The organism is Jatrophihabitans endophyticus (assembly GCF_900129455.1).
GTDB lineage: Bacteria > Actinomycetota > Actinomycetes > Mycobacteriales > Jatrophihabitantaceae > Jatrophihabitans > Jatrophihabitans endophyticus.
Genome location: NZ_FQVU01000005.1, coordinates 1 through 26723, shown reverse-complemented (window position 1 = coordinate 26723; position 26723 = coordinate 1). Strand labels below are relative to the sequence as shown.

Genomic DNA, 26723 nt, shown 5'->3' with positions numbered 1-26723 from the left:
GGCACTGGGTGGCGGACGCGCACCGACGCGTCCGGAAACGGGAGTTCGGGCCGATGGCTGACGAGCGTCGGACGCGCACGGGCGGTCGTGGGTTCCGCCGGGTCCAGGACCCGACGACCTCGACCGACCCGCGCGTCGTCGCCGTGCTCGACGAGCTGGCACGTCTCCCCGTCGCCCCCGCGCCACGGCCGGAGTTCCGCGCCGAGCTCCGCGCGCAGCTCGTGGCCATCGCGCCCCGCATCGTCGCCGAGAGCGCCGACGACCCGACCACCGTGCCGGGCGCCGCGACGCGCCCCACGGCGGTCGCCGACACCACCCCCGCCGCCGGCGGCTCCACCGCGGTGCTCGACCGACCCCGCCCCAGCCCGCGGCCGCGCCCGGGCACCCCTGCCGTCCCGTCGACCGGCGCCGAGCGCACCCGCCGGCGGCGGCGCGTCCCGCTCGCCCGGCCGCTGGCCGTCGCCGCCTCCGTCGTCACCGTCCTGGCGCTGGTACTCGGCGGTGCGGTCTGGCTGAGCCGGGACGCCGTGCCCGGCGACACCCTCTACGGCCTGAAGCGCACGAGCGAACGCGTCGAGCTGTCCTTCGCCGACGACGACGCCGACCGGGCCCGGTACCACCTGCAGTTCGCGCAGACCCGCGTCGAGGAGGCACGCACGCTGGTCTCGCGCGCCACCGCGGCCGCCGCCGGTGGCCGACTGCAGGCCGGCGGCCTCTCGCCCGAGACCAGCCATCAGGTCACCGACACCCTCACCGCCGCCGACGACGACACGCGCGCCGCGCTGCGCCTCCTCGGCGCGACGGCCGTCCAGGCGGGCTCGGCCGACGCGTTGCGGGGCATGCAGTCCTGGTGGCCCGGCCAGCTGGACCGCCTCGCCCGACTGCGCAAGGCCGTCCCGGCGGGCACCTCCGCACGCAGCAGCGCCACGAGGTCGATGACCGTCCTGCGGACCGCCGCGGCGCGGGTCAAGGCCCTGGACGGTCGCGTCGGCTGCCGCTGCCTGCAGCACGCGCCGAGCGACTCCTACGGTCCCGTGCCCACCCGCTCCCGCCCGTCGGGCACGCACCCGACCTCGCCGGCCCCTGCCCCGACGGCCCGGCGCAGCCACGCGCCCGGCTCGTCCCCGACCACCGCTGCACGGCACGGCACGACGGGCACCGCGGGCTCGCGAAAGCCCACCACGGCGGCGCCCCGGACGAGCACCCGCCGGCTGCCGCGGCTCCCGCTGCCGACGCTCACCGCGCCGCCGACCTCCCGGCGGGCGACCAGCGCCCCGCTCGACCTCTGCACGATCAACCTGCTCGGCGTGCGGATCTGCCCGTCCAAGTAGGCCGGCGGACAGCGCACCCCTACTCGCCCGACAGCCCACGGCCAGGCCGGCGTGACTACGCTCGGCCCGTGGACGGACGGGCCCGGGACGAGCAGCTCACCGGCGAGGGCACCGTCGACGGCACCGTCGAGCCGGGGATCGAACCGGTCGCGCCCTACGTCGTCGACCCGACCGCGGCCGCGTTCTTCGACGTCGACAACACGATGATGATCGGCGCGTCCATCTACCACTTCGCCCGCGGGCTGGCGGCGCGCGACTTCTTCACCTGGCGTGACCTCGCCCGCTTCACGGCTCGCCAGGCGCGACTGCGCGTGCGGGGCGAGTCGCACGGCGACATGCACTCCTCGCGCGAGTCGGCGCTCGCCTTCGTCGCCGGCAAGCGGGTCGAGGACGTCGTCGCACTCGGTGCCGAGATCTACGACGAGGAGATGTCGGGCAAGATATGGCGGGGCACCGAGTCCCTCGCACGACTGCACCTCGACGCCGGCCAGCGCGTCTGGCTGGTGACCGCCACCCCGGTCGAGCTGGCCGGGATCATCGCCGACCGCCTCGGGCTCACCGGCGCCCTGGGCACGGTCGCCGAGCACGAGGACGGCGTCTACACCGGGCACCTCGTCGGCGAGGTGCTGCACGGCGAGGACAAGGCCGCCGCCGTCCGCCTGCTCGCCGCGGCCGAGGGGCTCGACCTGTCGCACTGCTCGGCGTACTCCGACTCGATCAACGACCTGCCCATGCTCTCGCTCGTCGGGCGCCCGGTCGCGGTGAACCCCGACTCCGCCCTGCGGGCCGAGGCGAAGCGACGGGGCTGGGAGATCCGCGACTTCCGCACCGGCCGCAAGGCCGCACGCATCGGCATCCCCGCCGCGCTCGGCCTGGGCGCGGCGGGCGGCGGCGTCGCCGCCGCGGTCGCGGTGCGCCGGGCGCGCCGCGACACGCGCAGCCCGCTGCGACGGCTGGGCGACGACCTCGCGCGGAGCGTCTCGACGATCGTGCTCCGTCGGGCGTGACCGCCGGTCAGCGCCAGACCGAGCGGCGCGCCCCGAGCAGTCGGTAGAGCGTGTGCTGGATCGTCTCGCGCACGCGGTCGGTGAGCTCGAAGACGGCGAGCGGGTCGTCCGCCGCGTCGACCGACACCGCCGTGGTGTCGATCGGCGCGCCGAACTCGATGTACCACTTGCTCGGTAGCGGCACCGCCCCGAGCGGCCCGAGCCAGGGGAACGTCGGGGTGAGCGGGAAGTAGGGCAGGTCGAGGATGCGGGCCAGCGTGCGAGCGTTGCCCAGCACCGGGTGGATCTCCTCGGAGCCGATGATCGACACCGGGACGATCGGCGCGTGGGCCCGCACGGCGGAGCGCACGAAGCCCCCACGGCCGAAGCGCTGCAGCCGGTAGCGCTCGGCGAAGGGCTTGCCGATGCCCTTGAACCCCTCGGGCCACACGCCGACGAGCTCGCCGGCGGCGAGCAGCCGGTCGGCGTCCTCGGCGCACGCGAGCGTCCCGCCGCCCTTGCGCGCGAGCTGCCCGATGCCGGGCGTGCGGAAGAGGAGGTCGGCGGCCAGCGGCCGCAGGAAGCGGTGCGCGGGGTGCTCGACATGCACCGCGACCGCCGTCATCACGGCATCGAGCGCCCACAGCCCGCCGGCGTGATTGGCGACGAGCAGGGCCGGGCCCTCGGCCGGGATGTGCTCCACGCCGTTGACCTCGACCCGGAACCAGCGCTCGTAGAGCGGTCGCAGCAGCGGCAGCAGCGCCCCCTCGGCGAGGTCGGCGTCGAAGCCGAAGTCGTCCACCTCGTAGCGCCCGGCCAGCCGTCGGCGCAGCAGCGCGAGCGCGGCGTCGACGGCACCGGGGGGACGCGGGCGACCCGCCACCGCGCCGGCCGCCACGGCATCGGTCGTTCCGGCCGTCACCGCGTCCTCGCGACCGCGTCCGGCCGGCCGGCCGGCCTCGCCCTGGAGCGGGATGATGCGGGCGCCGCCCATCACGTGCTCCCGAGGACGGCGCGCCGGACGCGGCCCGGACGGGACCAGCGGGGGGCGAAGACCTCGTCCACGGCGCGCTCGGTGGAGTACCGCGGCAGGTAGCCCACGCGCTCGCGGAGCGCGGTGGTGTCGAGCGCCCGGCCGTAGGTCAGGTACCGGACCTCCTCCGGGCCGAGATCGGCCACGCCGGCATTGCGCACCAGCCCACCGAGCGCGCCGATTGCCGCCGCCGGCACCGGCAGTGACCGGTGCCCCGCGCGACGCACCACCTGCGAGAGCGTCAGCACGCCGTCGCCGGCGACGTTGACGGTCCCCGTGAAGCGGCCGGTGGTCACCGACCGCAGCACCTCGACGGCATCGGACTCGTGCAGCAGCTGCAGCCGGGGGTCGTACCCCAGCGGTGTGGGGACGACGGGCATGGCGAGGTAGCGGCTGAGCGCCGAGTCGACCGTGGGCCCGACGAGGTCGGCGAGCCGCAGGACGGCGACGGCGACGTCGGGCCGGCGGCGGCCGAATCCGCGCAGGTATCCCTCGACCTCGACGGCGTCCTTCGCGAAGCCGCTACGCGACCCGGCGAGCGGGGGCATGTCCTCGGTGAAGACCGCGGGGGCGTCGGGGCCCGCGCCGTAGACCGCGGCGGTCGATTTCAGCACGACCCGCTCGACGGTGTCGGAGTGCTGGCACGCCGCCAGCAGCTGCATGGTGCCGGTGACGTTGAGCTCCTGCATCGGCACGCGACCCCCGGCCTGGCGCGGGGAGGCGAGCAACGACGCGTGCACGACGGTCGTGACCCGCGCCTGGCCGATCACCTTGGCCACGAGCGGGTTGCGGATGTCCGCGCGGACGAACTCGGCCCGGCCGAGCTGCTGCAGGGCGGCACCCCGGGGCGGCGCCGTGTCGATGCCGATGATCCGCTCGATCGCGGGATCGGCGGACAGCAGCGCGGCCAGGCGGCCGCCGAGGAGGCGGCTCACGCCTGTGATGAGGACGATCGAGGACACCGACGTCTCCCGCGGACGAGTCGGCGGTCGCCCGCCGCGATGCGGGCCCGGGCGCTACTTCTTGTTACGACGCTGGACGCGAGTCTTCTTCAGCAGCTTGCGGTGCTTCTTCTTGGCCATCCGCTTGCGACGCTTCTTGATCACAGAACCCATGGGGGTGCCAGCCTCTCCGGAACTCTTCTGCTGTCGTCTCGTTCCAGCAGAATCGTCGTGCTCCGCTGTTGCCGACAGGTACCAGCCAGAGTCTAGCTAACCGGCTTCGATGAAGGCGTCGCGCAGGTAGTCGTGGACGGCCTTCTCGGGCACGCGGAACGACCGCCCCACCCGCACGGCGGGCAGCTCGCCGCCGTGGACCATGCGATAGACCGTCATCTTGGACACGCGCATCACCGTGGCCACCTCGGCCACGGTCAAGAACTTGACGTCGGCAAGGGCGGGATCGACCGGGCGGATCCCGGCCGGCTCCCTCGACTCGTCGTTCTTCTTGGCAGGCATGACTCACCGACACCTTCGGCACGTGTCGGGTCGTCGGCTTCCCCACCGACGCACGGGACACGCACGTGCTTGAGGAGAGACTAGCGGTACTCATGGTGCCTATGCGATACCTGAGCGCACCCTAAATCCCCACTCGACGCTTCGTCGGCGCCCGATTCGCGCCGTGTGCCCGCCGCCGGGGGGCCCGCGTCCCTAGCTGCTCAGCCGTCCGCCCCCAGGACGGCGCTGCGGACGGCGGCGGCCTCGATGGCCGCGATGAGCGCCGCGCGTACGCCGTGCGCCTCCAGCTCGCGGATCGCCGAGATGGTGGTGCCGCCCGGGCTGGTGACCGCCTCGCGCAGCTGGACGGGGTGCTCGCCGGAGTCGCGCAGCATGGTCGCCGCCCCGACCGCCGTCTGCACGATGAGCTCGGCGGCGAGGGTCCGCGGCAGGCCGAGCAGGATCCCCGCGTCGATCATCGCCTCGACGAGGAAGAAGAAGTATGCCGGCCCCGAACCGGACAGCGCGGTGACGGCGTCGAGCTGGGACTCGGGGACGCGCACCACCCGCCCCACCACGCCGAGCATGGCCTCGGCGGTGGCGACGTGCTCGTCGGTGGCGTGCGCGCCGGCGGAGACGGCGGTCATCGCCTGGTCGACCAGTGCCGGCGTGTTGGGCATGCAGCGCACCACCGGCACGCCGTCGGCGAGGGCGCGCTCGATCCGCGTCGTCGTGATGCCGGCGGCGACCGACACCAGCAGGTGGTCCGGGCCGATCACCGGGGCGAGCTGGGCGAGCAGCGTGTCGATGTCCTGCGGCTTGATGGCGAGGACCAGCGTCCGGGCCCGGGCCGCCGCCTCGGCGACGTCGACCGTCGTCACCCCGTACGTCTCGGCGAGGTAGGCCGCCCGTTCCGGGTGCTTCTCGCTGACGACGGTGTCGCCGGGCGTCCTGCCGCCGCGCAGCAGTCCGGACAGCAACGCCTCGCCGATCTTGCCGCCGCCGATGAGGGCGATGCCGTCACCGGCGCCGGCGCTGTCCTCGGTCATGTCAGCCCTTCGAGACGAGTGCGCGGGCGAAGAAGGCGAGGTTCGCGGGCCGCTCGGCCAGCCGGCGCATCAGGTAGCCGTACCACTGGGAACCGTAGGGCACGTAGACGCGCACCGTGTTCCCGGCGGCCGCGAGCCGGCGCTGCTCGTCCGGGCGGATGCCGTAGAGCAGCTGGAACTCGACGTCGCCGTGACCCTTGACCCGGGCCCGGTCGTCGACGATCTCGATCAGCCGCGGGTCGTGGGTCGCGAACATCGGGTAGCCGCCGCCGTCGAGCAGCACGTTGGCGCAGCGGACGTAGGACCGGTCGACGTCCAGCGACCGGTCGAACGCGACCGACGCGGGCTCGTCGTACGCGCCCTTGCAGAGTCGTACCCGACTGCCCGGGTGCGCGAGGTCGCGGCAGTCACCCTCCGTCCGCTTCAGGTACGCCTGCAGGACGGCGCCGGTGTCCGGGAAGTCCCGCCGGAGTTCCCCCAGCACCGTGAGCGTCGAGTCGGTGGTGGTGTGGTCCTCCATGTCGAGCGTGACCGTGGCGCCGACTTCGCGCGCACGCGCGCAAATGGTTCGGGCGTTGTCGAGGGCGATCTTCTCACCGTCGTCGCCCAGGGCCTGCCCGACGGCGCTGAGCTTCACGCTCACCTCGGCCCGGGCGGTGAGCGGGGCCAGACGGGCCGTCAGCCCTGCGTCGTCCAACGCCTGCAGTACGTCCACGTAGGCGGTGACGGCGTCCGCCGCCCGCGCCCGGTCGCTGGTGTCCTCGCCGAGGTGGTCGAGCGAGACGGTGAGCCCGTCGGCGACGAGCGCACGGGCGACCTCGACCGCGGCCGCGGTGTCCGCACCCCCGACGAAGCGCCGCACCACCGAGCGTGACACCGGCGCGTGCGTCACCAGGCGTTCGAGACGCCGGTTGCGGGCGGCCGCGAGGATCGGCGAACGGAGCATCCGCCCAGGCTAATCGCGTCCGCGCTCACCCAGGGCGGGAGGGCGGGACGTCCGCCGCCGCCAGGTGCAGGCGGCAGAAGGCGAGGGCCTCGGCGAGGTCGGCCTCGCGCTCGGCGCGGTCCAGCACCCGCCGGGTGTTGATCTCGACGACGACGTTGCCGCTGAAGTCGCGGCGCGCGAGACGCTCCAGGACGTCCGCGCACGGCTGGCTGCCGCGGCCGGGCACGAGGTGCTCGTCCTTCGGCTGGCCGGTGCCGTCGGCGATGTGCAGGTGCGTGAGCCGGTCGCCCATCGCGGTGAGCATGCCGATCGCGTCCGACTGCGAGACGGCCGTGTGCGAGAGGTCGAGGGTGTAGTCGCGGTACGGCTCCTCGGCCGCGACGTCCCACGACGGCTGGTAGGCCGACACCTCGCGTCCGCGAACGCGCAACGGGAACATGTTCTCGACCGCGAAGCGCACGTCGGTCTCCTCGGCCAGCTGCCCCACGCCCTCGCGGAAGCGGCGCGCGTAGTCGCGCTGCCAGCGGAACGGCGGATGGACGACGACCGTGTCGGCCCCCACCAGCTCGGCGGCGAACCGCGCGCGTTGCAGCTTGGTCCAGGGGTCGGTCGTCCACACCCGCTGGGTGATGATCAGGCACGGGGCGTGGATCGCGAGGACGGCGACGCCGTAGTGCTGCGACAACCGCTGCAACGCGTACGGGTCCTGACTCACGGGATCGGTCCACACCATGACCTCGACGCCGTCGTAGCCGAGCTTCGCGGCGAGCTCGAACGCCACGGCCGTCCCCTCGGGGTAGACCGACGCGGTCGACAACCCGATCCGGGCGGCGCACGGCCGCAGCGCCCGGCCCGGCGTGCCGTCCGGGGGGCCCGCGCTCATGCGAGCGAGCGTAATCCGCGGGGCGCGGTCACGACCCCTCGAGCCAGTCGAGCCGCCGCAGGATCACACCCTCGCGCAGCGCCCACGGGCACAGCTCGAGCTCCTCGACGTCGAGGGCGTCCATCGCGGCGGCGGCGACCACCGCGCCGGCCAGCACCTGGTGCGCGCGACCGACGCTGACGCCGTCGAGCTCGGCGAGGTCCTGCGAGGCCATCCGCGAGATGAACGACGTGACCTGGGTGAGACCGGTGCGGGTCAGCAACCGGCGGACCCGGGGCCCTTCGGAGCTGGGCGCCGCGCCGGCCAGCCGGGCCAGGGTGCGGAACGTCTTGCTGGTGGCGACGACCCGGTCGGGCAGCCCCGCGTCGAGCAGCCGTTGCGCCGGTGCACGCAGTGTCTCGTCCACGTACGCACGGAGAGCGCTGACCTCGTTCTTGCCGGCCGGGTCGTCGCGGAACCACTCGCGGGTGAGGCGCGCGGCACCGAGCGGCACCGAGAACGCGACCTCCGCGTCCTCGTGCCGGCCGACGGCGAGCTCCAGCGAGCCACCGCCGATGTCGAGGCTGATGAGGTTGCCGGCGCTCCAGCCGAACCAGCGCCGCACCGCGAGGAACGTCAACCGGGCCTCGTCCTCCCCCGACAGCACGTCCAGGGGCACCCCGGCTTCCTTCGCGACCCGCTTGAGCACGCGCGCGCTGTTGCCGGCGTCGCGTACCGCGGACGTCGCGAACGCGACCAGCTCGTCGCAGCCGTGCTCGTCGGCCTTGTCCCGCGCGCTGACGGCCGCGGCGACGAGCGTATCGGCACCGGCCTTGGACAGATCGCCGTCGCGGTCGATGTGTTCGGCGAGTCGGAGCTCGACCTTGTGCGACAGCTGCGGCGTCGGTTGGGCACCGCGATGGGCGTCCACCACCAGCAGGTGAACGGTGTTCGAGCCGACGTCCAGCACACCCAGTCGCACGCCGCGCAGCGTATCGGCTGCACGATGCGGCCGCGTTTCGTCTCGTAGGCTCGACGCGTGCCGAAGCGCAGTCCCGCCAGTGCCCGCCCCGTCCGCGAGGTCGGCCTCGACTTCCCCCGCGAGTGGATCGAGTTCTTCGATCCGGCCGATCCGCAGCACCTCGTCCGCGCCGACCTCACCTGGCTGACGTCGCGGTGGACGTGCATCTTCGGCCGCGGCTGCCACGGCACGGTGGCCGGTCAGGCCAGCACCGGCTGCTGCAACCACGGCGCGTACTTCACCGACAAGGACGACGAGAAGCGCACGAAGCGTTTCGCCGAGCAGCTGACCCGCGAGCACTGGCAGCTCTACGACGAGGGCCACCGCACCGGCAAGCGCGGTGCCGTCAAGCTCGACTTCGCCGAGCCGGTCGAGGACGACGAGGAGGGTCGCCGCAAGACCCGCACCGTCGACGGTGCCTGCATCTTCGCCAACCGCGACGGGCACCCCGGCGGCATCGGCTGCGCGCTGCACGGGCTCGCCCTCGAGATCGGGCGCAACCCGCTCGAGACCAAGCCCGAGGTGTGCTGGCAGCTACCGGTCCGTCGGGAGCAGGAGTGGGTGGACCGTCCCGACGAGACGCGCATCCTGCGCACCACGCTCGCCGAGTTCGACCGTCGCGGCTGGGGCGAGGGCGGTCACGACCTCGACTGGTACTGCACGTCCTCGCCGGAGGCCCACGTCGGCGGCGAGCCGATGTACGTCTCGTACGGCCCGGAGCTCGTCGCGCTCATCGGGCAGCCGGCCTACGACGAACTCGCCGCCGTCTGCGCGAAGCGGCTCGCCCTGGGCCTCGTCGCCGTCCACCCCGCCACGCGTGCAGCCGGCACCGCGGGTCAGCTCTCGAACTTGTAGCCCAGGCCGCGGACGGTGACGAGGTACTTGGGCGTGGCGGGGTCGGGCTCGATCTTGGCCCGCAGCCGCTTCACGTGGACGTCGAGGGTCTTGGTGTCACCGACGTAGTCGGCGCCCCACACGCGGTCGATGAGCTGCCCGCGCGTCAGGACCCGGCCGGCGTTGCGCAGCAACAGCTCGAGCAGGTCGAACTCCTTGAGCGGCATGGCGATCTGCTGGCCGTCGACGGTGACGACGTGGCGCTCGACGTCCATGCGCACCGGACCCGCCTCGACGACGTTGAGCAGCAGCTCCTCGGGCTCGGCGCCACGACGCAGCACCGCCCGGATACGCGCCACCAGCTCGCGCGACGAGAACGGCTTGGTGACGTAGTCGTCCGCGCCGAGCTCGAGACCGACGACCTTGTCGACCTCGGAGTCGCGGGCGGTGACCATGATGATGGGCACGTGCGACCGGGTGCGCAGCTCGCGGCACACCTCGGTGCCGGAGAGCCCCGGCAGCATCAGGTCGAGCAGGACGAGGTCGGCCCCGCTCCGCTCGAAGCTCTGCAACGCGTCGGTGCCGGTACCGGCGACCTCGACCTCGTACCCCTCGCGTCGCAACATGTAGGACAGCGCGTCCGAGAAGGACTCCTCGTCCTCCACGACCAGGACTCGCGTCATGCGCGGTTCTCCCCACTCTCTGCGGCCAGCGCCGCGACGCCGGCTGATTCGCCGCTGTTCGACTCGCCGCGGCTCGGCGGCGGCGTCGGTCCGGCCGTGTCGGACGTGGCCGACGATGGACGATCGGAATGAACGCGCGGTAACCGGATGGTGAATGTAGATCCGGAGCGATCGGCGCTCCAGACCGACACCGTCCCGAGGTGGTTCGTGACGATGTTCTTGACGATCGCGAGCCCCAGACCGGTGCCGCCCGTGGCGCGGCTCCGTGCCGGGTCGACCCGGTAGAAGCGTTCGAAGATCCGCTCGCGGTCGGCCTCGGCGATGCCGATCCCCTGGTCGGTGACGCTGATGTCGACGGTGGGGCGGGCGTCGATGTCGGTGGAGAGCCGCGCGGTCACGGCGACGCGCGTCCCGCTGCCGCTGTAGGCGATCGCGTTGTCGACGAGGTTGGCGACGGCGGTGGCGAGCTGGGCCTTGTTGCCCCGGACCTCGACATCGCCGACGCACGCGCGGGTGACGGTGATCGACGCCTGCTCGGCGGCGAGGCGGGTGCGCTCGATGGCCTCGGTGACGATGGTCTCGACGCCGACCACGGTGGCCCCCGGCATCGGGTCGGCGCCCTGCACCCGCGACAGCTCCATCAGCTCGCCCACGAGTCGAGCCAGCCGCGACCCCTCGTGCTGGATACGGCCGGCGAAGCGGTGCACGGCCTCGGGATCGTCCGCGGCGTCCTGGATCGCCTCGGCCAGCAGCGTCAGCGCACCGACGGGGGTCTTGAGCTCGTGCGAGACGTTGGCGACGAAGTCGCGACGGACGGCCTCGAGGCGGCGCAGCTCGGACACGTCGGACAGCAGCAGGCACACCGCCGCGACCCGCTCGTCCGGCCCGGGCAACAACGGCACGCCGGTGACGGAGAGCGCGATGGGCTCGCGACCGAGCCGACCGATGGGCAGGTCGATGGACGCGCTGTCGTACTCGCCGGTCTCGAGCGACTTGCGCGCGACCGCGACGAGCCCGGGGAAGGCGAGGGTGTCGACGTCCAGGATGCCCATGGCGCGGGCCGCGGGGTTCACCAGGACGGCGCGCTCCTCGCGGTCGATGACCACGACCCCGTGGTCGAGCGCCTCGACCACGAGGGAGGCGAGCTGCGGGTCGACCGACGGGGGTGACGCCGGATCGTCCGACGCCGGGTCGCCGGGGGTGGTGACGTCGCCGGATCGCGGAACACCACGGGCGACGGCGAGCCCGAGCACCACGCCCACGGCGAGGGCCACGAGTGCGACGATCGTCGCCAGAACCGCCACACTGGGAATGGTACGGCGGTTCGGCCACCGAACCGCCCCGTCACGAGGAGGCGGGCATGCTGCCACCTGCTGTTCACGAACAAGCCCGGGCACGTTCACCTCGGTTGCATGCCGTGGTCGTCCGCGCGTCGGATCGTCGCGACCATGCGTGACGTCTTCCACGACGAGATGGACGAGATCGGCGCCGGTGTCGCCGAGATGATCCGTCTCGTCGCCGCCGCCATCGACGAGGCGACGGGTGCCCTGCTCGGCGGTGACCTCGGCCGCGCCGAGCGCGTGATCGAGGCCGACGTGCAGGTCGACGCGTTGCGCGAGGACCTCGAGGACCGCTCCTTCCAGATGATCGCCCGGCAGCAGCCGGTGGCGACCGACCTGCGGACCCTCGTCACCACGCTGCACCTGGTCGCCGACCTCGAGCGCATGGGCGATCTCGCCCTGCACGTCGCGAAGATCGCGCGGCTGCGCTACCCCGATCTCGCCGTCCCGGCCGAGGCCCGCGACGTCATCGCGCAGATGGGCGATGTCGCCAAGTCGCTCGTGCAGAAGGTCGCCGACGTCGTCGAGGGCCGCGACATCCAGCTCGCGCAGGCCATCGAGGCCGAGGACGACTCGATGGACGCCCTGCGCCGCAAGCTGTTCACGCTCGTGCTCTCCCCGCGGTGGGGCCACGGCACCGAGGCCGCGATCGACATGACCCTGCTCGGGCGCTACTACGAGCGGTACGCCGACCACGCCGTCGCGGTGGCCCGTCGCACCATCTTCATCGTCACCGGCGTGCGGCCGAGCCCGTTGGCCAACGGTCTCGCCGGCCTGGGTTAGCCGCCCGCGGCGCTCCTGCCCTGGTTCGCGACGGCCTCGATGGCCGCCGCCGCGGCGTCGGGATCGAGGTAGGTGCCGGGGCGGGTCGGCCGCAGCGTGGCGTCGTCGAGGTCGTAGTGCAGCGGGATCCCCGTGGGCACGTTGAGCGAGACGACGGCCTCGTCGCTCATGCCGTCGAGGTGCTTGATGAGCGCGCGCAGCGAGTTGCCGTGCGCCGCGACGAGGACGACGCCGTGGCGTCGCAGGTCGGGGACGATGGCGTCGAACCAGTAGGGCAGCATGCGCCCGACGACGTCCTGCAGGCACTCGGTGCGCGGCAGCGTCTCGAGCAGGTCGGCGTAGCGGGGGTCGCCGGCCTGGCTGTACTCGTCGGCGTCATCGAGCGGGGGCGGCGGCGTGTCGTACGAGCGGCGCCACAGCATGAACTGCTCGTCGCCGAACTCGTCGCGCACCTGCGCCTTGTCCTTGCCCTGCAGCGCGCCGTAGTGACGCTCGTTCAGTCGCCACGAGCGACGCACCGGGATCCAGTGCCGGTCGGCCACGTCGAGCGCGAGCTGGCCGGTGCGGATGGCCCGCCGCAGCAGCGACGTGTGGACGACGTCGGGCAGCAGGTCGTGCTCGATCAGCAGCTCGCCGCCCCGGCGTCCCTCGGCCACGCCCTTGTCGGTCAGGTCGACGTCCACCCAGCCGGTGAAGAGGTTCTTCTGGTTCCAGTCGCTCTCGCCGTGGCGGAGCAGCACGAGGGTCGCCATGTCGCCATCCTGCCAGCGGCCCCGCAGGCCCGGGGAACGAGCCCGCGCGGCAGCGGTCCGAGCCGGCCGTCGCTTCCCGGGCGATGCGAGGGTGACGCCGGTCGCGTCAGGCGTCCCGCTGGGCGAACTCGGCGAACGCCTGCAGGTTGGCGAGCGGCTGGTCGTTCTTGACGCGCCACGCCCACTCGCGCTTGATGGACGAGCCGAAGCCCAGCTCGAGCAGGACGTTGAACGCGCCGTCGGCGTACTCGAGGACGGCGCCGAGGATGCGGTCGATCTCGTCCGGCGTCACCGACGCGAGCGGCACGCGGCCGGCGAGGTAGACGTCGCCGGTGCCGTCGATCGCCCAGGACACGGCGTACATGCGGGTGTTGCGCTGCAGCAGCCACGAGTAGACCTGCTCGCGGTTCTCCTCGGGAGCGCGCAGGACGAACGCCTCGATCGCGAGCGCGTGCGCGCCGACGGTGAGGATGCAGGCGGTCTTGAGCCGCTTCTCGCCGGGCAGCGCCACCGCGTACGCGGCGGTGCCGACCGGCTGCCATTCCAGGTCGAGCTCGGCCAGCGCCTGCTCGATGGTCGTCGTGACGTCGTGCGTAGCGGCGTCGCTCATGCGCGGGCGGCCTCCAGCTCCGGTATCGATTCGCGGTAGGCGGCCAGCAGGCCGTCGGCGGTGCGTTCCCACGAGAACCGTTCGGCGTGGCGCCGGGTACCCGTGACCAGTCGTTCGCGCACCCCTGCCCCTCGCAGCACGCCCGCGATCGCCTTCGCCCACTGGGCGGGATCGTGCCCGTCGACGAGCACACCGGAGACGTCGTCGGCGACCGCGGTGGGCAGACCGCCGACCGCGGCGGCCACCACCGGCGTCCCACAGGCCTGCGACTCGAGCGCCACCAGTCCGAAGGACTCGTTGTAGCTCGGCACGACGGTGAGGTCGGCGGCCCGATAGTAGTCGGCGACGACCTCGCGGGGCGCCGGCGGCCGGAACCGGACGACGTCGCGCAGCCCCAGCGAGTCGCTGAGATCGGCGAGGGCCTGTGGGTGCACCAGCCCGGACCCGCTCGGGGCGCCCAGGACCACGACCTGCAACGGGCCCGGCAGCGCGTCCTCGGCCCGCAGCGCCGCGGCGGCGCGGACGAGCACGTCCGGCGCCTTCAACGGCTGGATGCGCCCGACGTAGAGCAGGACGGTCGCGGTCGGGTCCAGCCCGAGCCGGGCCCGGGCCGCCGCGCCGTCGCCGGGCACGAAGAGGTCGAGGTCCACGCCCGGGGCGACGGTGCGCACCGTGCGCGGGTCGGCCCCGTACAGGCGGACGAGGTCGCGCGCCTCGTCGGCGGTCGAGGCCACGAGCCGGTCGGCCTCGGCCACCACCTGCTCCTCGCCGATGACGCGGGCCCGCGGCTCGGGCGCGTCCCCCTCGGCCAGCAGCTCGTTCTTCACCTTCGCCAGCGTGTGCGACGAGTGGACGAGCGGGACGCCCCACCGTTCGCGGGCCAGCCAGCCCACCTGTCCGGACAGCCAGTAGTGCGAGTGGATGACGTCGTACCAGCCCGGGTCGTGGCGCACCTCGGCACGGAGCACGCCGGCGGTGAAGGCGCACAGCTGCGCGGGCAGGTCGCCCTTGTCGAGCCCCTCGAACGGGCCGGCGCTGACGTGCCGGACGTGCACGCCCGGGCACATCTCCACGACCGGCGGCTGCTCGCTCGACGTCGCCCGGGTGAAGATCTCGACCGAGATGCCCCGGGCGGCGAGTCGTCTGGCGGTCTCGACGACGTAGACGTTCATGCCGCCCGCGTCGCCGCCCCCGGGCGGGTCCAGCGGTGACGTGTGCACGCTGAGCATCGCGACGCGCCGCACCTCGGCGGGCGTCGCGACCTCGCCGGTGCTCGTCGGCTGCGACACGGGTCTCCTGTCCTCGGGTCAGATCATGGCGGAACGACCGCCTCACCTGCATACATGCCCCGTGCCGCAGAATCGGACGCATGCCACACGGAGTTGCCGTCGTCACCGGGGCCAGCAGCGGGATCGGCGCCGCGACGGTCCGCCGGCTCGCGGCCGAGGGCTTCGACGTCGTCGCCGCGGCACGGCGCCGCGACCGCCTCGACGAGCTGGCCGCGGCCGTCCCGGGGGTCCGGGCGGTCACCCTCGACGTCACCGACCCCGCCTCGGTCGCCGCGCTGGCGGCCTCGATCGACGACCTCGCGGTGCTCGTCAACAACGCCGGCGGCGCGATCGGCGTGGAGACGGTGGAACGGGGCGATCCCGCCGACTGGCAGGCCATGTTCGAGACGAACGTGCTCGGCGTGCTGCGTGTGACGCAGGCGCTGCTGCCCGCCCTCGAACGCGGCGCGGGCGGGCACGTGATCGTCACCGGGTCGATCGCCGGCCACCTCGTCTACGAAGGGGGCGGCGGTTACACCGCGGCCAAGCACGGCGCGGCCGCGCTGGTCGAGACGCTGCGCCTCGAGCTCGCCGGCCGACCCGTCCGGGTGACGGAGGTGGCGCCCGGCATGGTGCACACCGAGGAGTTCTCCCTCGTCCGCCTCCGTGGCGACCAGGCCGCGGCCGACCGGGTCTACGAGGGCGTCGAGGCGCCGCTGCGCGCCGGCGACGTCGCCGACTGCATCGCGTTCGTGGCGACGCGTCCGGCGCACGTCAACGTCGACCTGCTCGTGGTCAAGCCGCTCGCGCAGGCCGCGCCGCACAAGGTGCACCGCGGCCCGATCGAGTAGGCACAGGCGTCAGAGCTCGACGCCGACCAGGTGGGCCTCGGGGCGCAGCCGCACGCCGAAGCGCCGGTCGACGCCGTCGCGGATCACGCGGGCGAGCTCGACCAGCTCGGCCGTCGTGGCATCGCCGCGGTTGGTGAGGGCCAGGGTGTGCTTGGTCGAGACCGAGACCCGCTCGGACCCGGCGGCGAAGCCCCGGCCGTAGCCGGCGTTCTCGATCAGCCAGGCGGCCGAGAGCTTGACCGCGCCGTCGACCTCCCAGTTCGGGCAGCCCGCGGGCACCCGGTCGGCCGGGACGAACGGGTTGACGAAGAACGACCCGACGCTCCACGTGTCGTGGTCGGGCGCGTCGAGCACCATGCCCTTGCTGCGGCGCAGCGCCAGCACGGTCTCGCGCACGGCCGTGGACGGCGCCCGACCGCCCTGCTCGACGCCGAGCCGACGGGCCAGCTCGAGGTAGCGGATCGGCGGAGCGTCCGGCGACACCGTGAGCCCGAACGTCACCGACAGCACGACGTAGCGGTCGGTGTGCTTGAAGGCGCTGGTACGGAAGCCGAAGCCGCAGCGCACGGGGTCCCAGTCCTCGACGGTGCCGGTCCCGCGGTCGAGGACGCGCAACCCGGTGACGGCGTCGGCGACCTCGCTGCCGTACGCGCCGACGTTCTGCACCGGGGTCGCCCCCGTGCTGCCCGGGATGCCCGACATCGCGGCGAGACCGGACCAGCCGCGGGCCACCGAGTCCGCGACGAGGTCGTCCCAGACCACCCCGGCATCGGCGACGACGGTGACGGCGTCGCCGTCCTGCTCGACCCGCTGCTCGGCGGTCCGGACGAGCACGACGGTGCCCGGCCAGCCGGCGTCGCCCACGACGAGGTTGCTGCCACCGCCGACGACGAGCACGGGATCGCCTGCGACATCGGCCCGCCGGACGGTGTCGACGAGCTCGTCGGTGGTGGTCGCCTCGACGACGTGGCGCGCGGGGCCGCCCAGGCGCAGCGTGGTCAGGTCGGCGAGCTGCACGTCGGTCGACGCTACCGTTCGGGTCGTGGCCGGATCGCAGCAACCGTCGCGGCGCCGGCCACGCCTGGCGGCGGGGCGCGCGCGGGCGCTGGGCCTGCCGACGCGTGGCACCACCAACCCGAACCGGCTGCGTCGCATGGATCGCTGGATCGTCGCGACGCTCGGCGGTGCACTGCGGGCGGCGCCGGACCCACTGGTCGTCGACCTCGGCTACGGCGCCACCCCGGTGACGGCGGTCGAGCTGGCCGCGCGGCTGGCGACGGCGCGCCCGGACGTCCGGGTGCTCGGGCTGGAGATCGACCCCGACCGGGTGGCCGCGGCGGCGCCCGCCGCGGACCCGCCGCGGCTCGACTTCGCGCGGGGCGGCTTCGAGCTGGCCGGCCGGCGACCCGCCCTCGTCCGCGCCGCGAACGTGCTGCGGCAGTACGACGAGGCGAGTGCCGCCGACGCGTGGCGCACGATGTGCGCCGGGCTGGCCGACGGCGGCCTGCTCGTCGAGGGGACCTGCGACGAGATCGGCCGGCGCGGCTGCTGGGTGTTGCTCGACGCCGAGGGCCCGCGGACGATCACCCTCGCCTGCCGGGTGGACGCGATCGAGCGCCCGTCCGATCTCGCCGAGCGGCTGCCGAAGGCGCTCATCCACCACAACGTCCCCGGCGAGCCGGTCCACGCGTTCCTCCGCGCGTTCGACGCGGCGTGGGACACCGCCGCGCCGCTGTCGTCCTTCGGCCCCCGACAGCGGTGGCTCGCCGCGTGCGCAGGGCTGCTCGACGCCGGCTGGCCGGTCGACGCGCGGCGCGCCCGGTACGGCGAGATCACGCTGCCGTGGACCGCGGTGGCGCCGGCCGGGTGAGGTGCCTAGCCGGCGAGGCGCTGTCGCACCGAGCCGAGGCCCAGGGTCGCGGCCTCCGGCAGGTAGGTGTGCAGGTGCGCGTTCACGTCGGGCACCATCCGGGTGCGGCCGACCTCGACCATGAGGCGCTGCGCGGCGGGGATCGCGGTGCCCGGGTAGGCGATGAGCTCGGTGAAGCCGGCGACCTGCGCGACGCCGGCCAGGTGCGAGAGCAGCTCGCTGCCGATGCCGCGCCGCTGCCAGCCGTCCTCGACGAGCACGGCGGCCTCGGCGCAGACGTAGCTGTGCCCCGGATCGCGGCGGACCGACGCGGTCGCGACGACGCCGCCGTCGGCCGTGACCGCGACGAAGCCGGTCGGGTTGCGCAGCTCGGCGTCGAGCGCGGCCGGTGTCGGCGGCCGGCCGCCCTGCCGGTAGCGGTCGAGCAGCGAGCGGGCCGAGCAGCGACGGTGCATCTGGCCGACGCCGCGCAGGTCGCGCACCGTCGCGCGACGCACGACGATCGGGGTGCGGCCGATGTGCATCGTCCAGGGTTGCCGGGCCAGTGCGAGGAGGTCGTCGCGCTCGGCGCGCTGGGGTTCGCCGGGGTCGCCGACGGGCAGAGCGCGGACGCAGGAGGTGACGGTTGCCGTTGCCATGCGGCACACGCTCACACCCCTGCGTTTCGGGAACATGTCACGCACTGGACGGCCGTGCAACGACGCCGACCGCCCCGTGTGCGCCCGGCCGCCGCGAGCCGGGGACAATGACCGCGTGCCCGACGCTGACGACATGACCCTCGACTCCGACATCGCCGAGTGGATGGTCCAGGTGACCCCCCACGAGGACGCCGTGACGATCGAGCAGGCGCGCGAACAGGCCCGCGAGACGAACGCCAAGGCGCTCGACAGCCTCGACCCGGCGCTGACGCCGGCGAGCGAGGAGGACACCGAGATCCCGGCCGACGGCGACGCCCCGGCCATCGCGATCCGAGTGCTGCGCCCGGCCGGCGAGCCCGGCGGCACCGAGGTCGACCCCTCGCCCATGCCCACCGTCGTCTACTTCCACGGCGGCGGCTGGATCATCGGCGACCTCGACACGCACCTCGGTCACGCACGGCGTATCTGCTCGCAGGTCCGCGCGGTCGTGGTCTCGGTCGCCTACCGGCGGGCGCCGGAGCACCGGTTCCCGACCGCGTTCGACGACGCGCTGCGTGCGGCGAACTGGGTGGGCGAGCGCCTCCCTGACTTCGGCGGCACTGACACACTCGTGTTAGCGGGCGACAGCGCGGGCGGTCAGCTGGCCGCGTCGGTGGCGCTGGCCCGGCGCGACGCCGGCCTGCCGGTGGCCGCGCAGCTGCTGCTCTACCCCGTCACCGACGTCGCCGGCCGCTACCAGGACGCCGAGATCAACGACGGGTACATGTCCCGGCGTTCGGTCTACCAGCGCTTCGGGTTGACGCTGGAGACGATGGCGACGTTCGCGCAGGCCTACGTCGACGAGGCCGACGCCGCCGACTGGCGCGTGTCGCCGAAGCGCTGTGCCGACCTCACCGGCGTCGCCCCGGCCGTCATCCACACGTCCACCCTCGACGTCCTGCGCACCGAGGCGAACTTCTACGCCGACGACCTCCGCGCCGCGGGCGTCGAGGTCGTGACGCAGGAGTTCCCCTCGCTGAACCACTCCTACTTCGGCCTCGGCGGCGTCTCCGCCGTCGCCGACTCCGCCGCGGCGCAGGCCGCGGCCGACCTCAACGAACTGCTCGGCCGGGAGTGAACCAGCGGCGGGTGCGCTCGCGTCCCGGCCGTCCGCTCTGGGAGGATCGACGCAGCGCGGCGGCCGGCTCGTCCGGTCGCCACACGGGCCTCTAGCTCAGTCGGTAGAGCAGCGGACTTTTAATCCGTAGGTCGTCGGTTCGAGCCCGACGGGGCCCACCGATCCCGATCGTGGACGAATCTGCTCGCTCCGCGAGCGTGTCGGTCCACGATTCACCCGGCCGCTCGACCGAGTCGAGGCGAGGCAGGTCGCGCCGTCGCGATGAACCAACCGGGAGGGCCGTCGAAGTCGCCATCTGACATCACATGAGCGCATGGGCCACACGGGCATCCGACGAGCGGCGAACGGGCCGCCCGGCGGATCAGCCGTTGCGCTTGCGGCGGCGCGGAGCGGCGGAGCGGGGCGGGCTGGCCCGCATGTGGTCGCGGACGGGTGCGAGCAGGGCGGCCAGGGTGTCGACGTCGGTCGAGGCGAGCGGCTGGAAGAGCAGGTCGCGCAGCACGTGGACGTGCCCGGGCAGCACCCGGGCCAGCCGGGCGCGCCCGGCGTCGGTGATGGTCACGGTGACGCCGCGCTCGTCGTCCGGGGACGGGCCGCGCTCGACCAACCCCGCCTGCTCGAGCAGTCCCGCCTGGTAGGTGAGCCCGCTGCGGCTGTAGACGAGGCCGTCGGCGAGGTCGGTCATCCGTCGGCTGCCGGTCGGCGAGTCCAGCCCGAGGCGGGCGAGCAGCTGGAACTGGACGTAGGTGAGGTCGCCCTCGTCGCGCAGCTGCTGCTCCACGCCGTGCCGGAGCAGGCCCGCCACCTCCATCAGCGCGAAGTAGGCGCCCAGCTGCGCGGGTTCCAGGGTCGGTTCCGGTCCGGACATGGACCCAGTCTAAAGCTTGCTTCGAATTCGCAGCACTGCTACGGTCTCTCTAGTGCTTCGGATTCGAAGCACATCCGATCCGAGCAAGGAGCCGACATGAAGGCAGTGCGATTCCACGAGTACGGCGACGCCGACGTCCTGCGCTACGAGGACGCCGACCAGCCGGTCCCCGGTACCGACGAGGTGCGCATCCGGGTCGCCGCGACGACGTTCAACGGCGTCGACGGCAACATCCGCGCCGGGCTGATGCAGGGCCCGATGCCGGTCACGTTCCCGCACGTCCCGGGCCTCGACGTCGCCGGCACGGTCGACGCCCTCGGCACCGGCGTCACCGGGTGGGCCGTCGGCGACCAGGTCGTCGGCTTCCTGCCCTTCGTCGTCGACGGCGCGGCGGCCGAGTACGTGGTGGCCCCCGCGGCGAGCCTGGCGACGGCACCGACCGCCATCCCGCTCGCCGACGCCGCGGCGCTGCCGCTCGTCGGCCTCACCGCGTACCAAGCACTGTTCGACCACGCCCGGCTCGAGGCGGGCCAGCGGATCCTGGTCAACGGCGCGAGCGGAGCCGTGGGCAGTTACGCCGTCCAGCTTGCCAAGGCCGCCGGCGCGTACGTGATCGCGACGTCCAGCCCGCGCACCAGCGCCGACGTGCGGGCGGCGGGCGCGGACGAGGTCGTCGACTACACGAGCACCGACGTGGCGAGCACGGTCGGCGAGCCGGTCGACGTCCTGCTCAACCTCGCGCCCATCAGCCCCGAGCAGTTCGCGACGCTGGCCGCGCTGGTGGGCGACGGTGGCGTCGTCGTCAGCACCACCGTGTGGATGCCCGCGCCGACCGACGACGCCCGCGGTGTGCGCGGCATCGACCTGTTCGTCCGCAGCGATGCCGACCAACTGGCCGAGCTCGTGGCCCGGGTGGACCGCGGCGAGCTGACCGTCGAGGTCACCGAGCGGGTCGCGCTGGCCGAGCTCGCCGACATCCACGCGCGGGCCGCCGCCGGCACCCTCGCGGGCAAGGTCGTCGTCCTGGCCGCAGGCGACTGAACCGCCGGCGGACGGATCAGGCGCGGGAGCGGGCCTTGCCGGCGACGAACGCGCCGACCAACAGCAGGGCGGTGATGATGAACAGCCAGAACGCGCCCTTGATGACGGCGCCGAGCACCCCGGTGACGACGGCGAGGACGAGCAGCAGGATCAGCAGCATGGCCGTGGCCTACCCGCTACCGGCCGGTAGTGCACGACCGACGACCGACCGGCGGGGTAGGCCAGGGACCATGACGACGATCGGCGTGACCACCTACGGCGGACCCGAGGCCCTGCACGAGCTCGACGCGCCGGCCGAACCCCTCGGGCCGGGCGACGTCCGGCTGCGGGTGACGGCGGCGGCGGTGAGCCCGACCGACACGCTGCTGCGTGCCGGCGCCCGCGACGACGAGGACGAGGCGCAGCCGCCGGGGGCGGTGCCGGGCATGGACGTCGCGGGCGAGGTCGTCGAGGTCGGCGCGGAGGTCGTCACCGGCGTCGCCGTCGGCGACCGGGTCATGGCCATCGTGGTACCGGCCGGCGCCCACGGCGGCTACCGCAGCGACCTCGTCCTGCCGGCCCGGTCGGTCGTGGCCGTCCCGGCCGGGGCGAGCGACGCCGAGGCCGCCACGCTGCCGATGAACGGGCTGACCGCGCGGCTCGCGCTCGACACGCTCGGCCTCGCCCCGGGGCAGACCCTCGCGGTCACCGGCGCGGCCGGCGCCTTCGGCGGCTACGCGGTGCAGCTCGGCAAGGCGGCGGGGTTGACCGTCGTCGCCGACGCCGCCGAGCAGGACGAGGAGCTCGTGCGCTCCCTCGGTGCCGACCTCGTCGTCCGTCGCGGTGACGGGTTCGCCGACGCCGTCCGCGAGCGGTACCCGGACGGCGTGGACGGGCTGTGCGACGGCGCGGTCCAGGGCGACGCCGTGCTGGGCGCGGTCACCGACGGCGGCCGGGTCGCCACCGTCCGTGGGTGGGACGGCGGCCGGCAGACGCGCGTCCGGGTGATCCCCGTGCTCGTGCGCAGCTATGCGACCGAGCACGAGAAGCTCGACGAGCTGCGACGGCAGGTCGAGGCGGGCGCGGTGACGTTGCGCGTGGCCGCGCAGCTGCCCGCGACACAGGCCGCCGAGGCGCACCGGCGGCTCGAGGCCGGCGGCGTGCGAGGGCGCATCGTGCTCACGTTCTGACGCGCCTGGCGGACGGACGACCGGGGGCTGCAACACTTTCGCGCCATGACCGCGTCGTACGGGGCGTGAGAGCGATGGCCACCGAATCCCCACTGCCCACGGCCGGGTCCAGTTCGCTGTCTGCGTTCGCCCGGTCGGCGGCCCCGGAGCTGCTGCGGTTCGCCTACCTGCTGTCCGGGGACAGGCACCGCGCCGAGGACCTGCTGCAGGAGGTGTTCCTCGCGATGCACCGCCGCTTCGGCGACGAGCTGCCCCTCGACAACCCCGTCGGGTACGCGCGGCGAGCCCTCGCCAACCACAACATCTCGTGGGCGCGTCGCGCGTCGAGCACCGAGGTCGCCGTCGAGCGCGTCCACGACCGGCCGGACGTCGCGAGTGCCGACGACGTCACCGCCGCCGCCGAGCGCGACGTGCTGTGGCAGGCCATGCGTCGACTACCGGCCCGGCAGCGGACGGTGCTGGTGCTGCGCTACTACGCCGACGCCGCGGACCCCGAGATCGCCGACGCCATCGGCTGCCGGCGGGCCACCGTCCGCAGCCTCGCCGCCCGTGGTCTCCGCACCCTGCGCGACGACCACACCCTGAACGACGACCGCACCCTGAACGACGACCACACCCTGCGCGACGACCACACCCTGAACGACGACACCGAGGGTGGTGCCCGATGACCCCGAACCAGACCCGCGACACGTTCGAGGACGACCTGCGCGCGATGCTGCGCGCCCGCGCCGAGGACGTCGGAGCCGTCCCCGCCTCGACGTTCGCGTTCGAACGGGGTGGCGACGAGCAGCACGCGCCCGACGTCGTCACCCTCGCCCCTCGCCGCGAGCGCCACCGCGCCGCACGCCGTACCGCGAACCGCTCGCCGCTGCTCGCGGCCGCGGCCGCCGTCGTGGCCGTCCTCACCGCCGCGGGCATCGTCGTCGCCGTCCACGACTCGAACGGCGAGCGGACGGCCCCGCCGGCGCACACCGGCACGCCGACGACCACGACGCCCCGTCCGGCGCCCGCGGTCGACCGGGTCACCCGGTCGGCGTCGCTGACCTGGTTCGCCATGGACACACCGAGCGGCTACACGGTGGCGTCCCGGGAGTCCCGTCCCGGCTACCGCTCGGTCGCCCTCCGCAAGAAGGGCGACGACGGGACCATCGCCGGCGACAACGGCGGCTCGCCGTACCAGACCTACGTGACGGTGTGGGACCACCTCGCGAGCGGCACCGTCACCGGGGGGCGCAAGGTCGATCTCGACGGCAGGACCGCCTACCTCGGCGACGTCGAACTGCAGGGTGAAGGCGGCCACGAGTACCCGACGCTCGCCTTCCGCTCGCCCCGCGGCCGCTGGGTCCTCGTGCAGGGCCGGACGAGCGCGACCAGCACCGACGCCCAACTGCTCGCGGTGGCGCGTGCGGTCCGGCCGGACGAGACGGCCCCCTTCCCGGTGCCGTTCCGACTGAGCTACGCACCGCCCGGCAGCCGGGTCACCGAGACCTATGCGGACGCGACCGGCGACTACCCCACGCGGTTGGTCCTCGAGTCGAGGCAGACCGGGTCGGTCGTGATCTTCGTCGGCGAAAAGCTCGACGACGTCGACGGTTTCGACCGGTACGCGAGCGTCCGGCGGACCGTGGACGGCAAGCCGACCTACGTCGTGAGCAGGTACGCGGTCGCCGCGACCCTGGTCGGCCCGCGGACGGTGGTCGGGTTCCAGCTCGCCGCGCCCGGGAGCAGCGACGAGATCACGCGCGCACAGCGCACCGCGCTCGACCGCATCCTCGCGGGCGTCACCTGGCACGCCGCGCAGCCCGTCGCGGCCGAGCAGGCCGTCCCGTAGCGGTCTCGTGCTCTAACCTCGCATCGGTCCCCGAGGCGAGACGAGGAACGATGCCCGCCGAGCTCGAGCCGATCGTCCCGCCCGCCGTGGGTGGCACCGTGGTGCCGTCCGCGGCGGACGCCGCGTCGGACGCGACCGAGCGTGTCGGCCGCGGTTGGACCGTCCGTTTCGGCGTCGCGTGGCTGGGCTTCTGGATGGCCAACCTGGTGCCGATCCAGCTGCTGCTGCCCGACCAGCTGGCCCGCATCGACCCGGCGGCCAAGGTCCGCGACTTCGCGGTGATCAACGGGGTCTCGGGCGCGATCGCGCTGCTGGCGCTGCCGATCTGCGGCGCACTGTCGGACCGCAGCCGCTCCCGGTTCGGTCGCCGCCGCGCGTGGATCGCCGGGGGTACGGTCCTGTTCGCCGCGGGGCTGGTGCTCACCGGCCTGCAGACGCACTGGGGCAGCCTCGCCCTCGCGTGGTCGTTCAGCATGCTCGGGCTCAGTGCCGCCACCGCCGGGCTCACCGCGGTCGTCGTCGACCGTGTCCCCGGCCGGCAGCGCGGGATGATCTCCAGCGCCGTCTACGCTCCCCAGGCCCTCGGCGTCGTCCTCGGCATCGCGGTGGTGGCCGCGCTGGGCCTGACCTCGCTCGAGGGGTACGTCGTGATCGCGGCCGCGCTGCTGGTGCTCACCGTGCCGTTCGTCCGCCACTACGTCGAGGTTCCGCCGGCGCCCGGCGAGGTGCTGCGGCTGCGTCAGGTCGTCGGCTCCCTGCGCATCGACGTCCGCGCCCACCCCGACTTCGCGTGGGCCTTCGGGGGACGACTGCTGGTCAACCTCGGCAACTCACTGGGCACGTGCTACCTGCTCTACTTCCTCACCGACGCCCTGCGGGTCGCCGACCCGGACGGCACGCTGCTCGCCCTCACCGTCGTCTACCTGGTGGCAGCGCTGGTCACGACCTACGTGGCCGGCGTGCTGTCCGACCGATCCGGGCGGCGACGGATCTTCGTGGCGGTGGCCGGCGTCCTCCAGGCGCTGGCCGGTTTCCTGCTCGCGGCGTTCCCCGGCCCCGGCGTCGCCTTCGTCGCCGCCGCGATGCTGGGTGGCGGTTTCGGCGCGTACATGTCGGTCGACCAGGCCCTGATCACCCAGGTGCTGCCCGACGCGCGCAGCCGGGCCAAGGATCTCGGCGTCATGAACATCGGCACCATCGTGCCGCCGGCGGTGGCGCCGCTGCTGGCCGGCCTGCTCATCGACGGCGCCGGCCACGGGTACCCCGCCCTGTTCGCAACTGTGGGGTGTACCGCACTGCTGGGTGCCATATCGACCTACAAGGTGCGTACCGTTCGCTGACCGAACATCAACTTCGTTTACCTCTCAACTCCTGCTGTGCGCAACCGATCAGACCGACAACAGCCGGGCGTGTGCTCGGGTCGGGGTCCGTGAGAGGTCGAGATGTCCGCAGCACAGAGCACGTCACGCAAGGGCAGCGCCACGCGCTGGTTCGCCGATCGCGGCGTCAAGGTCAAGATCCTCGCCGCCGTCGCGCTGGCGTGCCTGGTCGCCGTGATCGTGGGCGTCCTGGGCATCCGCTCGCTGGGCGACGTCGCCGACCGCGGCCACTCGATCTACCAGGAGAACACCCTGGGGGTCGCGCAGGCCGGCGAGATCCGGGCCGCGTTCCTCACCGTCCGCGTGGACGCGCGCGGCGCGCCCCTCGCGTCCACCCGCACCGACGCGCAGACCGCGATCGACAAGATGAACGCCGACTACGCGGTGTTCACCAAGACCCTGGACGCTTTCCTCGCCTCCAACCCGGACGCCTCGTACGTCGCGTCGGTCAAGCGGGTCCAGGCGCTGGCCACGAACTACATGGCGGCGCAGAAGACGCTGCTCGAGCCGCTCGCCCTCGCCGGCAAGCGCGCGGAGTGGCTGAGCGTGAACAAGGCCAAGGTGTCGCCGATCAGCGACAAGCTCGCCACCACTCTCGACAACCTCGTGACGTCGGAGTCGGCCGAAGCAGCCGACCGGGACAAGCAGGCCCAGGCGGCGTACCACTCGCAGGTCGTCGTCGCCGTCGTGCTGCTCGCGGTCGGCATCGCGCTGGCCCTGGGGCTCGGCTACCTGGTCGCCACCGCGATCGCCCGCAACACCCGCAAGGTGCAGGAGGCGACCGAGGCCCTGGCCGCGGGCAACCTCAACGCGAGCGCCGGACTCACCAGCAACGACGAGCTCGGCCGCATGGGCGCCTCGCTCGACGCCGCCGTCGCCAACCTGCGTCAGGTGATGTCGACCGTCGTCGAGAACGCGGACTCGCTCGCGGGGTCGGCCGAGGAGCTGTCGGCGACCTCCGCCCAGATCGCCTCCTCGGCCGAGGACACCTCCCGCCAATCCGCCGTCGCCACCGCCACCGCCGA

30 protein-coding genes and 1 tRNA gene are annotated in these 26723 nt (G+C 73.7%); 14 read left to right on the top strand and 17 right to left on the bottom strand.

Annotated features, from left to right (window positions below; genetic code table 11):
• Nucleotides 1–53: 53 nt before the first annotated feature.
• Nucleotides 54–1331 (top strand): DUF5667 domain-containing protein, encoded by a 1278-nt coding sequence (locus BUE29_RS22565; protein WP_073391612.1) that lies wholly within the window; start codon nucleotides 54–56, stop codon nucleotides 1329–1331.
• 68 nt (nucleotides 1332–1399) lie between these two features.
• Nucleotides 1400–2338 carry an HAD family hydrolase gene (locus tag BUE29_RS16770; RefSeq protein WP_234971498.1) on the top strand — a complete coding sequence of 313 codons (939 nt, stop codon included), beginning with the start codon at nucleotides 1400–1402 and terminating at the stop codon, nucleotides 2336–2338.
• A 7-nt stretch (nucleotides 2339–2345) separates the two neighbouring features.
• Here BUE29_RS16770 and BUE29_RS16765 read toward each other — a convergent pair whose 3' ends face one another.
• The 8 genes from BUE29_RS16765 to BUE29_RS16730 form a co-directional block, all read right to left on the bottom strand.
• Nucleotides 2346–3311, bottom strand: coding sequence for a lysophospholipid acyltransferase family protein (locus BUE29_RS16765; RefSeq protein WP_084181313.1), 966 nt, complete (start codon nucleotides 3309–3311; stop codon nucleotides 2346–2348).
• Nucleotides 3311–4312 (bottom strand): NAD-dependent epimerase/dehydratase family protein, encoded by a 1002-nt coding sequence (locus BUE29_RS16760; RefSeq protein WP_073391611.1) that lies wholly within the window; start codon nucleotides 4310–4312, stop codon nucleotides 3311–3313. The genes BUE29_RS16765 and BUE29_RS16760 overlap by 1 nt, the downstream gene beginning before the upstream one ends.
• A gap of 54 nt (nucleotides 4313–4366) precedes the next feature.
• The gene (locus BUE29_RS16755; protein WP_012854759.1) at nucleotides 4367–4465 is read right to left on the bottom strand and encodes a 30S ribosomal protein bS22; all 99 of its coding nucleotides are present in this window, start codon (nucleotides 4463–4465) and stop codon (nucleotides 4367–4369) included.
• Nucleotides 4466–4561: 96 nt separating this feature from the next.
• The gene (locus tag BUE29_RS16750) at nucleotides 4562–4807 is read right to left on the bottom strand and encodes a helix-turn-helix domain-containing protein (protein WP_084181311.1); all 246 of its coding nucleotides are present in this window, start codon (nucleotides 4805–4807) and stop codon (nucleotides 4562–4564) included.
• A 200-nt stretch (nucleotides 4808–5007) separates the two neighbouring features.
• Entirely contained in the window at nucleotides 5008–5835 is an 828-nt protein-coding gene (proC, locus tag BUE29_RS16745; protein ID WP_073391610.1) for a pyrroline-5-carboxylate reductase, read from the bottom strand.
• 1 nt (nucleotide 5836) lies between these two features.
• Nucleotides 5837–6781 (bottom strand): proline dehydrogenase family protein, encoded by a 945-nt coding sequence (locus BUE29_RS16740; protein WP_073391609.1) that lies wholly within the window; start codon nucleotides 6779–6781, stop codon nucleotides 5837–5839.
• A gap of 25 nt (nucleotides 6782–6806) precedes the next feature.
• Nucleotides 6807–7664: a sugar phosphate isomerase/epimerase family protein gene (locus BUE29_RS16735; RefSeq protein WP_073391608.1), complete on the bottom strand. Its 858-nt coding sequence runs from the start codon at nucleotides 7662–7664 to the stop codon at nucleotides 6807–6809.
• Between the two features lie 28 nt (nucleotides 7665–7692).
• A complete protein-coding gene (locus BUE29_RS16730; protein WP_073391607.1) occupies nucleotides 7693–8625 on the bottom strand; it encodes a Ppx/GppA family phosphatase in 933 nt (310 codons plus the stop codon).
• A gap of 57 nt (nucleotides 8626–8682) precedes the next feature.
• On the opposite strand from BUE29_RS16730, the gene BUE29_RS16725 reads away from it, so the two are divergent.
• Nucleotides 8683–9519 carry a DUF3109 family protein gene (locus BUE29_RS16725; protein ID WP_073391606.1) on the top strand — a complete coding sequence of 279 codons (837 nt, stop codon included), beginning with the start codon at nucleotides 8683–8685 and terminating at the stop codon, nucleotides 9517–9519.
• Here the strand turns inward: BUE29_RS16725 and BUE29_RS16720 are convergent.
• Together BUE29_RS16720 and BUE29_RS16715 are read right to left on the bottom strand one after the other, a co-directional pair.
• Nucleotides 9501–10181 (bottom strand): response regulator transcription factor, encoded by a 681-nt coding sequence (locus tag BUE29_RS16720; RefSeq protein WP_073391605.1) that lies wholly within the window; start codon nucleotides 10179–10181, stop codon nucleotides 9501–9503. The two genes, BUE29_RS16725 and BUE29_RS16720, sit on opposite strands and share 19 nt — an antisense overlap.
• Nucleotides 10178–11485, bottom strand: a complete 1308-nt coding sequence (locus BUE29_RS16715) for a sensor histidine kinase (protein WP_073391604.1) — start codon at nucleotides 11483–11485, stop codon at nucleotides 10178–10180. Before BUE29_RS16715 ends, BUE29_RS16720 begins: the two co-directional genes overlap by 4 nt.
• A 144-nt stretch (nucleotides 11486–11629) precedes the next feature.
• Between BUE29_RS16715 and phoU the strand changes: the two genes are divergently transcribed.
• A complete protein-coding gene (phoU, locus tag BUE29_RS16710) occupies nucleotides 11630–12304 on the top strand; it encodes a phosphate signaling complex protein PhoU (protein WP_073391915.1) in 675 nt (224 codons plus the stop codon).
• Here the strand turns inward: phoU and BUE29_RS16705 are convergent.
• The 3 genes from BUE29_RS16705 to mshA all read right to left on the bottom strand — a co-directional run bounded on the left by BUE29_RS16705 (nucleotide 12301) and on the right by mshA (nucleotide 14895).
• A complete protein-coding gene (locus tag BUE29_RS16705) occupies nucleotides 12301–13056 on the bottom strand; it encodes a phosphoglyceromutase (RefSeq protein ID WP_073391603.1) in 756 nt (251 codons plus the stop codon). The genes phoU and BUE29_RS16705 overlap by 4 nt on opposite strands.
• 106 nt (nucleotides 13057–13162) lie before the next feature.
• Nucleotides 13163–13666, bottom strand: a complete 504-nt coding sequence (locus BUE29_RS16700) for a type III secretion system chaperone family protein (protein WP_073391602.1) — start codon at nucleotides 13664–13666, stop codon at nucleotides 13163–13165.
• Nucleotides 13663–14895, bottom strand: coding sequence for a D-inositol-3-phosphate glycosyltransferase (mshA, locus tag BUE29_RS16695; RefSeq protein ID WP_073391914.1), 1233 nt, complete (start codon nucleotides 14893–14895; stop codon nucleotides 13663–13665). The genes BUE29_RS16700 and mshA overlap by 4 nt, the downstream gene beginning before the upstream one ends.
• Nucleotides 14896–15035: 140 nt before the next feature.
• On the opposite strand from mshA, the gene BUE29_RS16690 reads away from it, so the two are divergent.
• Nucleotides 15036–15785 carry an SDR family NAD(P)-dependent oxidoreductase gene (locus tag BUE29_RS16690; RefSeq protein WP_073391601.1) on the top strand — a complete coding sequence of 250 codons (750 nt, stop codon included), beginning with the start codon at nucleotides 15036–15038 and terminating at the stop codon, nucleotides 15783–15785.
• Nucleotides 15786–15794: 9 nt separating this feature from the next.
• Here BUE29_RS16690 and BUE29_RS16685 read toward each other — a convergent pair whose 3' ends face one another.
• The gene (locus tag BUE29_RS16685) at nucleotides 15795–16802 is read right to left on the bottom strand and encodes a UDP-N-acetylmuramate dehydrogenase (protein ID WP_073391600.1); all 1008 of its coding nucleotides are present in this window, start codon (nucleotides 16800–16802) and stop codon (nucleotides 15795–15797) included.
• A 64-nt stretch (nucleotides 16803–16866) separates the two neighbouring features.
• Here BUE29_RS16685 and BUE29_RS16680 point away from each other — a divergent pair, with 64 nt between their 5' ends.
• Nucleotides 16867–17655 carry a class I SAM-dependent methyltransferase gene (locus tag BUE29_RS16680; protein WP_407657343.1) on the top strand — a complete coding sequence of 263 codons (789 nt, stop codon included), beginning with the start codon at nucleotides 16867–16869 and terminating at the stop codon, nucleotides 17653–17655.
• Between the two features lie 5 nt (nucleotides 17656–17660).
• On the opposite strand, the gene BUE29_RS22560 is transcribed toward BUE29_RS16680, so the two are convergent.
• Nucleotides 17661–18293, bottom strand: a complete 633-nt coding sequence (locus BUE29_RS22560) for a GNAT family N-acetyltransferase (RefSeq protein WP_073391599.1) — start codon at nucleotides 18291–18293, stop codon at nucleotides 17661–17663.
• Between the two features lie 115 nt (nucleotides 18294–18408).
• On the opposite strand from BUE29_RS22560, the gene BUE29_RS16670 reads away from it, so the two are divergent.
• The gene (locus BUE29_RS16670; RefSeq protein WP_159440887.1) at nucleotides 18409–19410 is read left to right on the top strand and encodes an alpha/beta hydrolase; all 1002 of its coding nucleotides are present in this window, start codon (nucleotides 18409–18411) and stop codon (nucleotides 19408–19410) included.
• An 85-nt stretch (nucleotides 19411–19495) separates the two neighbouring features.
• A tRNA-Lys gene (locus tag BUE29_RS16665) sits at nucleotides 19496–19568 on the top strand.
• 203 nt (nucleotides 19569–19771) lie between these two features.
• Here BUE29_RS16665 and BUE29_RS16660 read toward each other — a convergent pair.
• Nucleotides 19772–20278 carry a MarR family winged helix-turn-helix transcriptional regulator gene (locus BUE29_RS16660; RefSeq protein ID WP_073391597.1) on the bottom strand — a complete coding sequence of 169 codons (507 nt, stop codon included), beginning with the start codon at nucleotides 20276–20278 and terminating at the stop codon, nucleotides 19772–19774.
• 96 nt (nucleotides 20279–20374) lie between these two features.
• Between BUE29_RS16660 and BUE29_RS16655 the strand changes: the two genes are divergently transcribed.
• The gene (locus BUE29_RS16655; RefSeq protein WP_073391596.1) at nucleotides 20375–21319 is read left to right on the top strand and encodes an NADP-dependent oxidoreductase; all 945 of its coding nucleotides are present in this window, start codon (nucleotides 20375–20377) and stop codon (nucleotides 21317–21319) included.
• A 16-nt stretch (nucleotides 21320–21335) separates the two neighbouring features.
• Here the strand turns inward: BUE29_RS16655 and BUE29_RS22895 are convergent, their stop codons facing one another.
• Complete coding sequence (locus BUE29_RS22895; RefSeq protein ID WP_200800273.1) at nucleotides 21336–21479, bottom strand: hypothetical protein; 144 nt, start codon at nucleotides 21477–21479, stop codon at nucleotides 21336–21338.
• 70 nt (nucleotides 21480–21549) lie between these two features.
• Between BUE29_RS22895 and BUE29_RS16650 the strand changes: the two genes are divergently transcribed.
• The 5 genes from BUE29_RS16650 to BUE29_RS16630 form a co-directional block, all read left to right on the top strand.
• On the top strand, nucleotides 21550–22488 hold the full coding sequence (locus BUE29_RS16650; protein WP_073391595.1) for an NADP-dependent oxidoreductase: 939 nt from the start codon (nucleotides 21550–21552) through the stop codon (nucleotides 22486–22488).
• Nucleotides 22489–22562: 74 nt separating this feature from the next.
• On the top strand, nucleotides 22563–23156 hold the full coding sequence (locus BUE29_RS16645; RefSeq protein WP_073391594.1) for a SigE family RNA polymerase sigma factor: 594 nt from the start codon (nucleotides 22563–22565) through the stop codon (nucleotides 23154–23156).
• Entirely contained in the window at nucleotides 23153–24319 is a 1167-nt protein-coding gene (locus BUE29_RS16640; protein ID WP_073391593.1) for a hypothetical protein, read from the top strand. Before BUE29_RS16645 ends, BUE29_RS16640 begins: the two co-directional genes overlap by 4 nt.
• A gap of 50 nt (nucleotides 24320–24369) precedes the next feature.
• Nucleotides 24370–25659, top strand: a complete 1290-nt coding sequence (locus BUE29_RS16635) for an MFS transporter (protein WP_073391592.1) — start codon at nucleotides 24370–24372, stop codon at nucleotides 25657–25659.
• A 102-nt stretch (nucleotides 25660–25761) separates the two neighbouring features.
• The coding region (locus BUE29_RS16630; protein WP_143168221.1) for an MCP four helix bundle domain-containing protein at nucleotides 25762–26723 on the top strand (962 nt) is incomplete at its 3' end.

What these genes read in the sequence shown, in the direction of transcription:
- BUE29_RS22565 (WP_073391612.1), top strand. Translation starts at nt 54, where the DNA reads ATGGCTGACGAGCGTCGGACGCGCACGGGCGGTCGTGGGTTCCGCCGG.
- BUE29_RS16765 (WP_084181313.1), bottom strand. Translation starts at nt 3,311, where the DNA reads ATGGGCGGCGCCCGCATCATCCCGCTCCAGGGCGAGGCCGGCCGGCCG.
- BUE29_RS16755 (WP_012854759.1), bottom strand. Translation starts at nt 4,465, where the DNA reads ATGGGTTCTGTGATCAAGAAGCGTCGCAAGCGGATGGCCAAGAAGAAG.
- BUE29_RS16750 (WP_084181311.1), bottom strand. Translation starts at nt 4,807, where the DNA reads ATGCCTGCCAAGAAGAACGACGAGTCGAGGGAGCCGGCCGGGATCCGC.
- proC (WP_073391610.1), bottom strand. Translation starts at nt 5,835, where the DNA reads ATGACCGAGGACAGCGCCGGCGCCGGTGACGGCATCGCCCTCATCGGC.
- BUE29_RS16740 (WP_073391609.1), bottom strand. Translation starts at nt 6,781, where the DNA reads ATGCTCCGTTCGCCGATCCTCGCGGCCGCCCGCAACCGGCGTCTCGAA.
- BUE29_RS16735 (WP_073391608.1), bottom strand. Translation starts at nt 7,664, where the DNA reads ATGAGCGCGGGCCCCCCGGACGGCACGCCGGGCCGGGCGCTGCGGCCG.
- BUE29_RS16720 (WP_073391605.1), bottom strand. Translation starts at nt 10,181, where the DNA reads ATGACGCGAGTCCTGGTCGTGGAGGACGAGGAGTCCTTCTCGGACGCG.
- phoU (WP_073391915.1), top strand. Translation starts at nt 11,630, where the DNA reads ATGCGTGACGTCTTCCACGACGAGATGGACGAGATCGGCGCCGGTGTC.
- BUE29_RS16705 (WP_073391603.1), bottom strand. Translation starts at nt 13,056, where the DNA reads ATGGCGACCCTCGTGCTGCTCCGCCACGGCGAGAGCGACTGGAACCAG.
- BUE29_RS16700 (WP_073391602.1), bottom strand. Translation starts at nt 13,666, where the DNA reads ATGAGCGACGCCGCTACGCACGACGTCACGACGACCATCGAGCAGGCG.
- mshA (WP_073391914.1), bottom strand. Translation starts at nt 14,895, where the DNA reads ATGCTCAGCGTGCACACGTCACCGCTGGACCCGCCCGGGGGCGGCGAC.
- BUE29_RS16690 (WP_073391601.1), top strand. Translation starts at nt 15,036, where the DNA reads ATGCCACACGGAGTTGCCGTCGTCACCGGGGCCAGCAGCGGGATCGGC.
- BUE29_RS22560 (WP_073391599.1), bottom strand. Translation starts at nt 18,293, where the DNA reads ATGGCAACGGCAACCGTCACCTCCTGCGTCCGCGCTCTGCCCGTCGGC.
- BUE29_RS16660 (WP_073391597.1), bottom strand. Translation starts at nt 20,278, where the DNA reads ATGTCCGGACCGGAACCGACCCTGGAACCCGCGCAGCTGGGCGCCTAC.
- BUE29_RS16655 (WP_073391596.1), top strand. Translation starts at nt 20,375, where the DNA reads ATGAAGGCAGTGCGATTCCACGAGTACGGCGACGCCGACGTCCTGCGC.
- BUE29_RS22895 (WP_200800273.1), bottom strand. Translation starts at nt 21,479, where the DNA reads ATGCTGCTGATCCTGCTGCTCGTCCTCGCCGTCGTCACCGGGGTGCTC.
- BUE29_RS16650 (WP_073391595.1), top strand. Translation starts at nt 21,550, where the DNA reads ATGACGACGATCGGCGTGACCACCTACGGCGGACCCGAGGCCCTGCAC.
- BUE29_RS16645 (WP_073391594.1), top strand. Translation starts at nt 22,563, where the DNA reads ATGGCCACCGAATCCCCACTGCCCACGGCCGGGTCCAGTTCGCTGTCT.
- BUE29_RS16640 (WP_073391593.1), top strand. Translation starts at nt 23,153, where the DNA reads ATGACCCCGAACCAGACCCGCGACACGTTCGAGGACGACCTGCGCGCG.
- BUE29_RS16635 (WP_073391592.1), top strand. Translation starts at nt 24,370, where the DNA reads ATGCCCGCCGAGCTCGAGCCGATCGTCCCGCCCGCCGTGGGTGGCACC.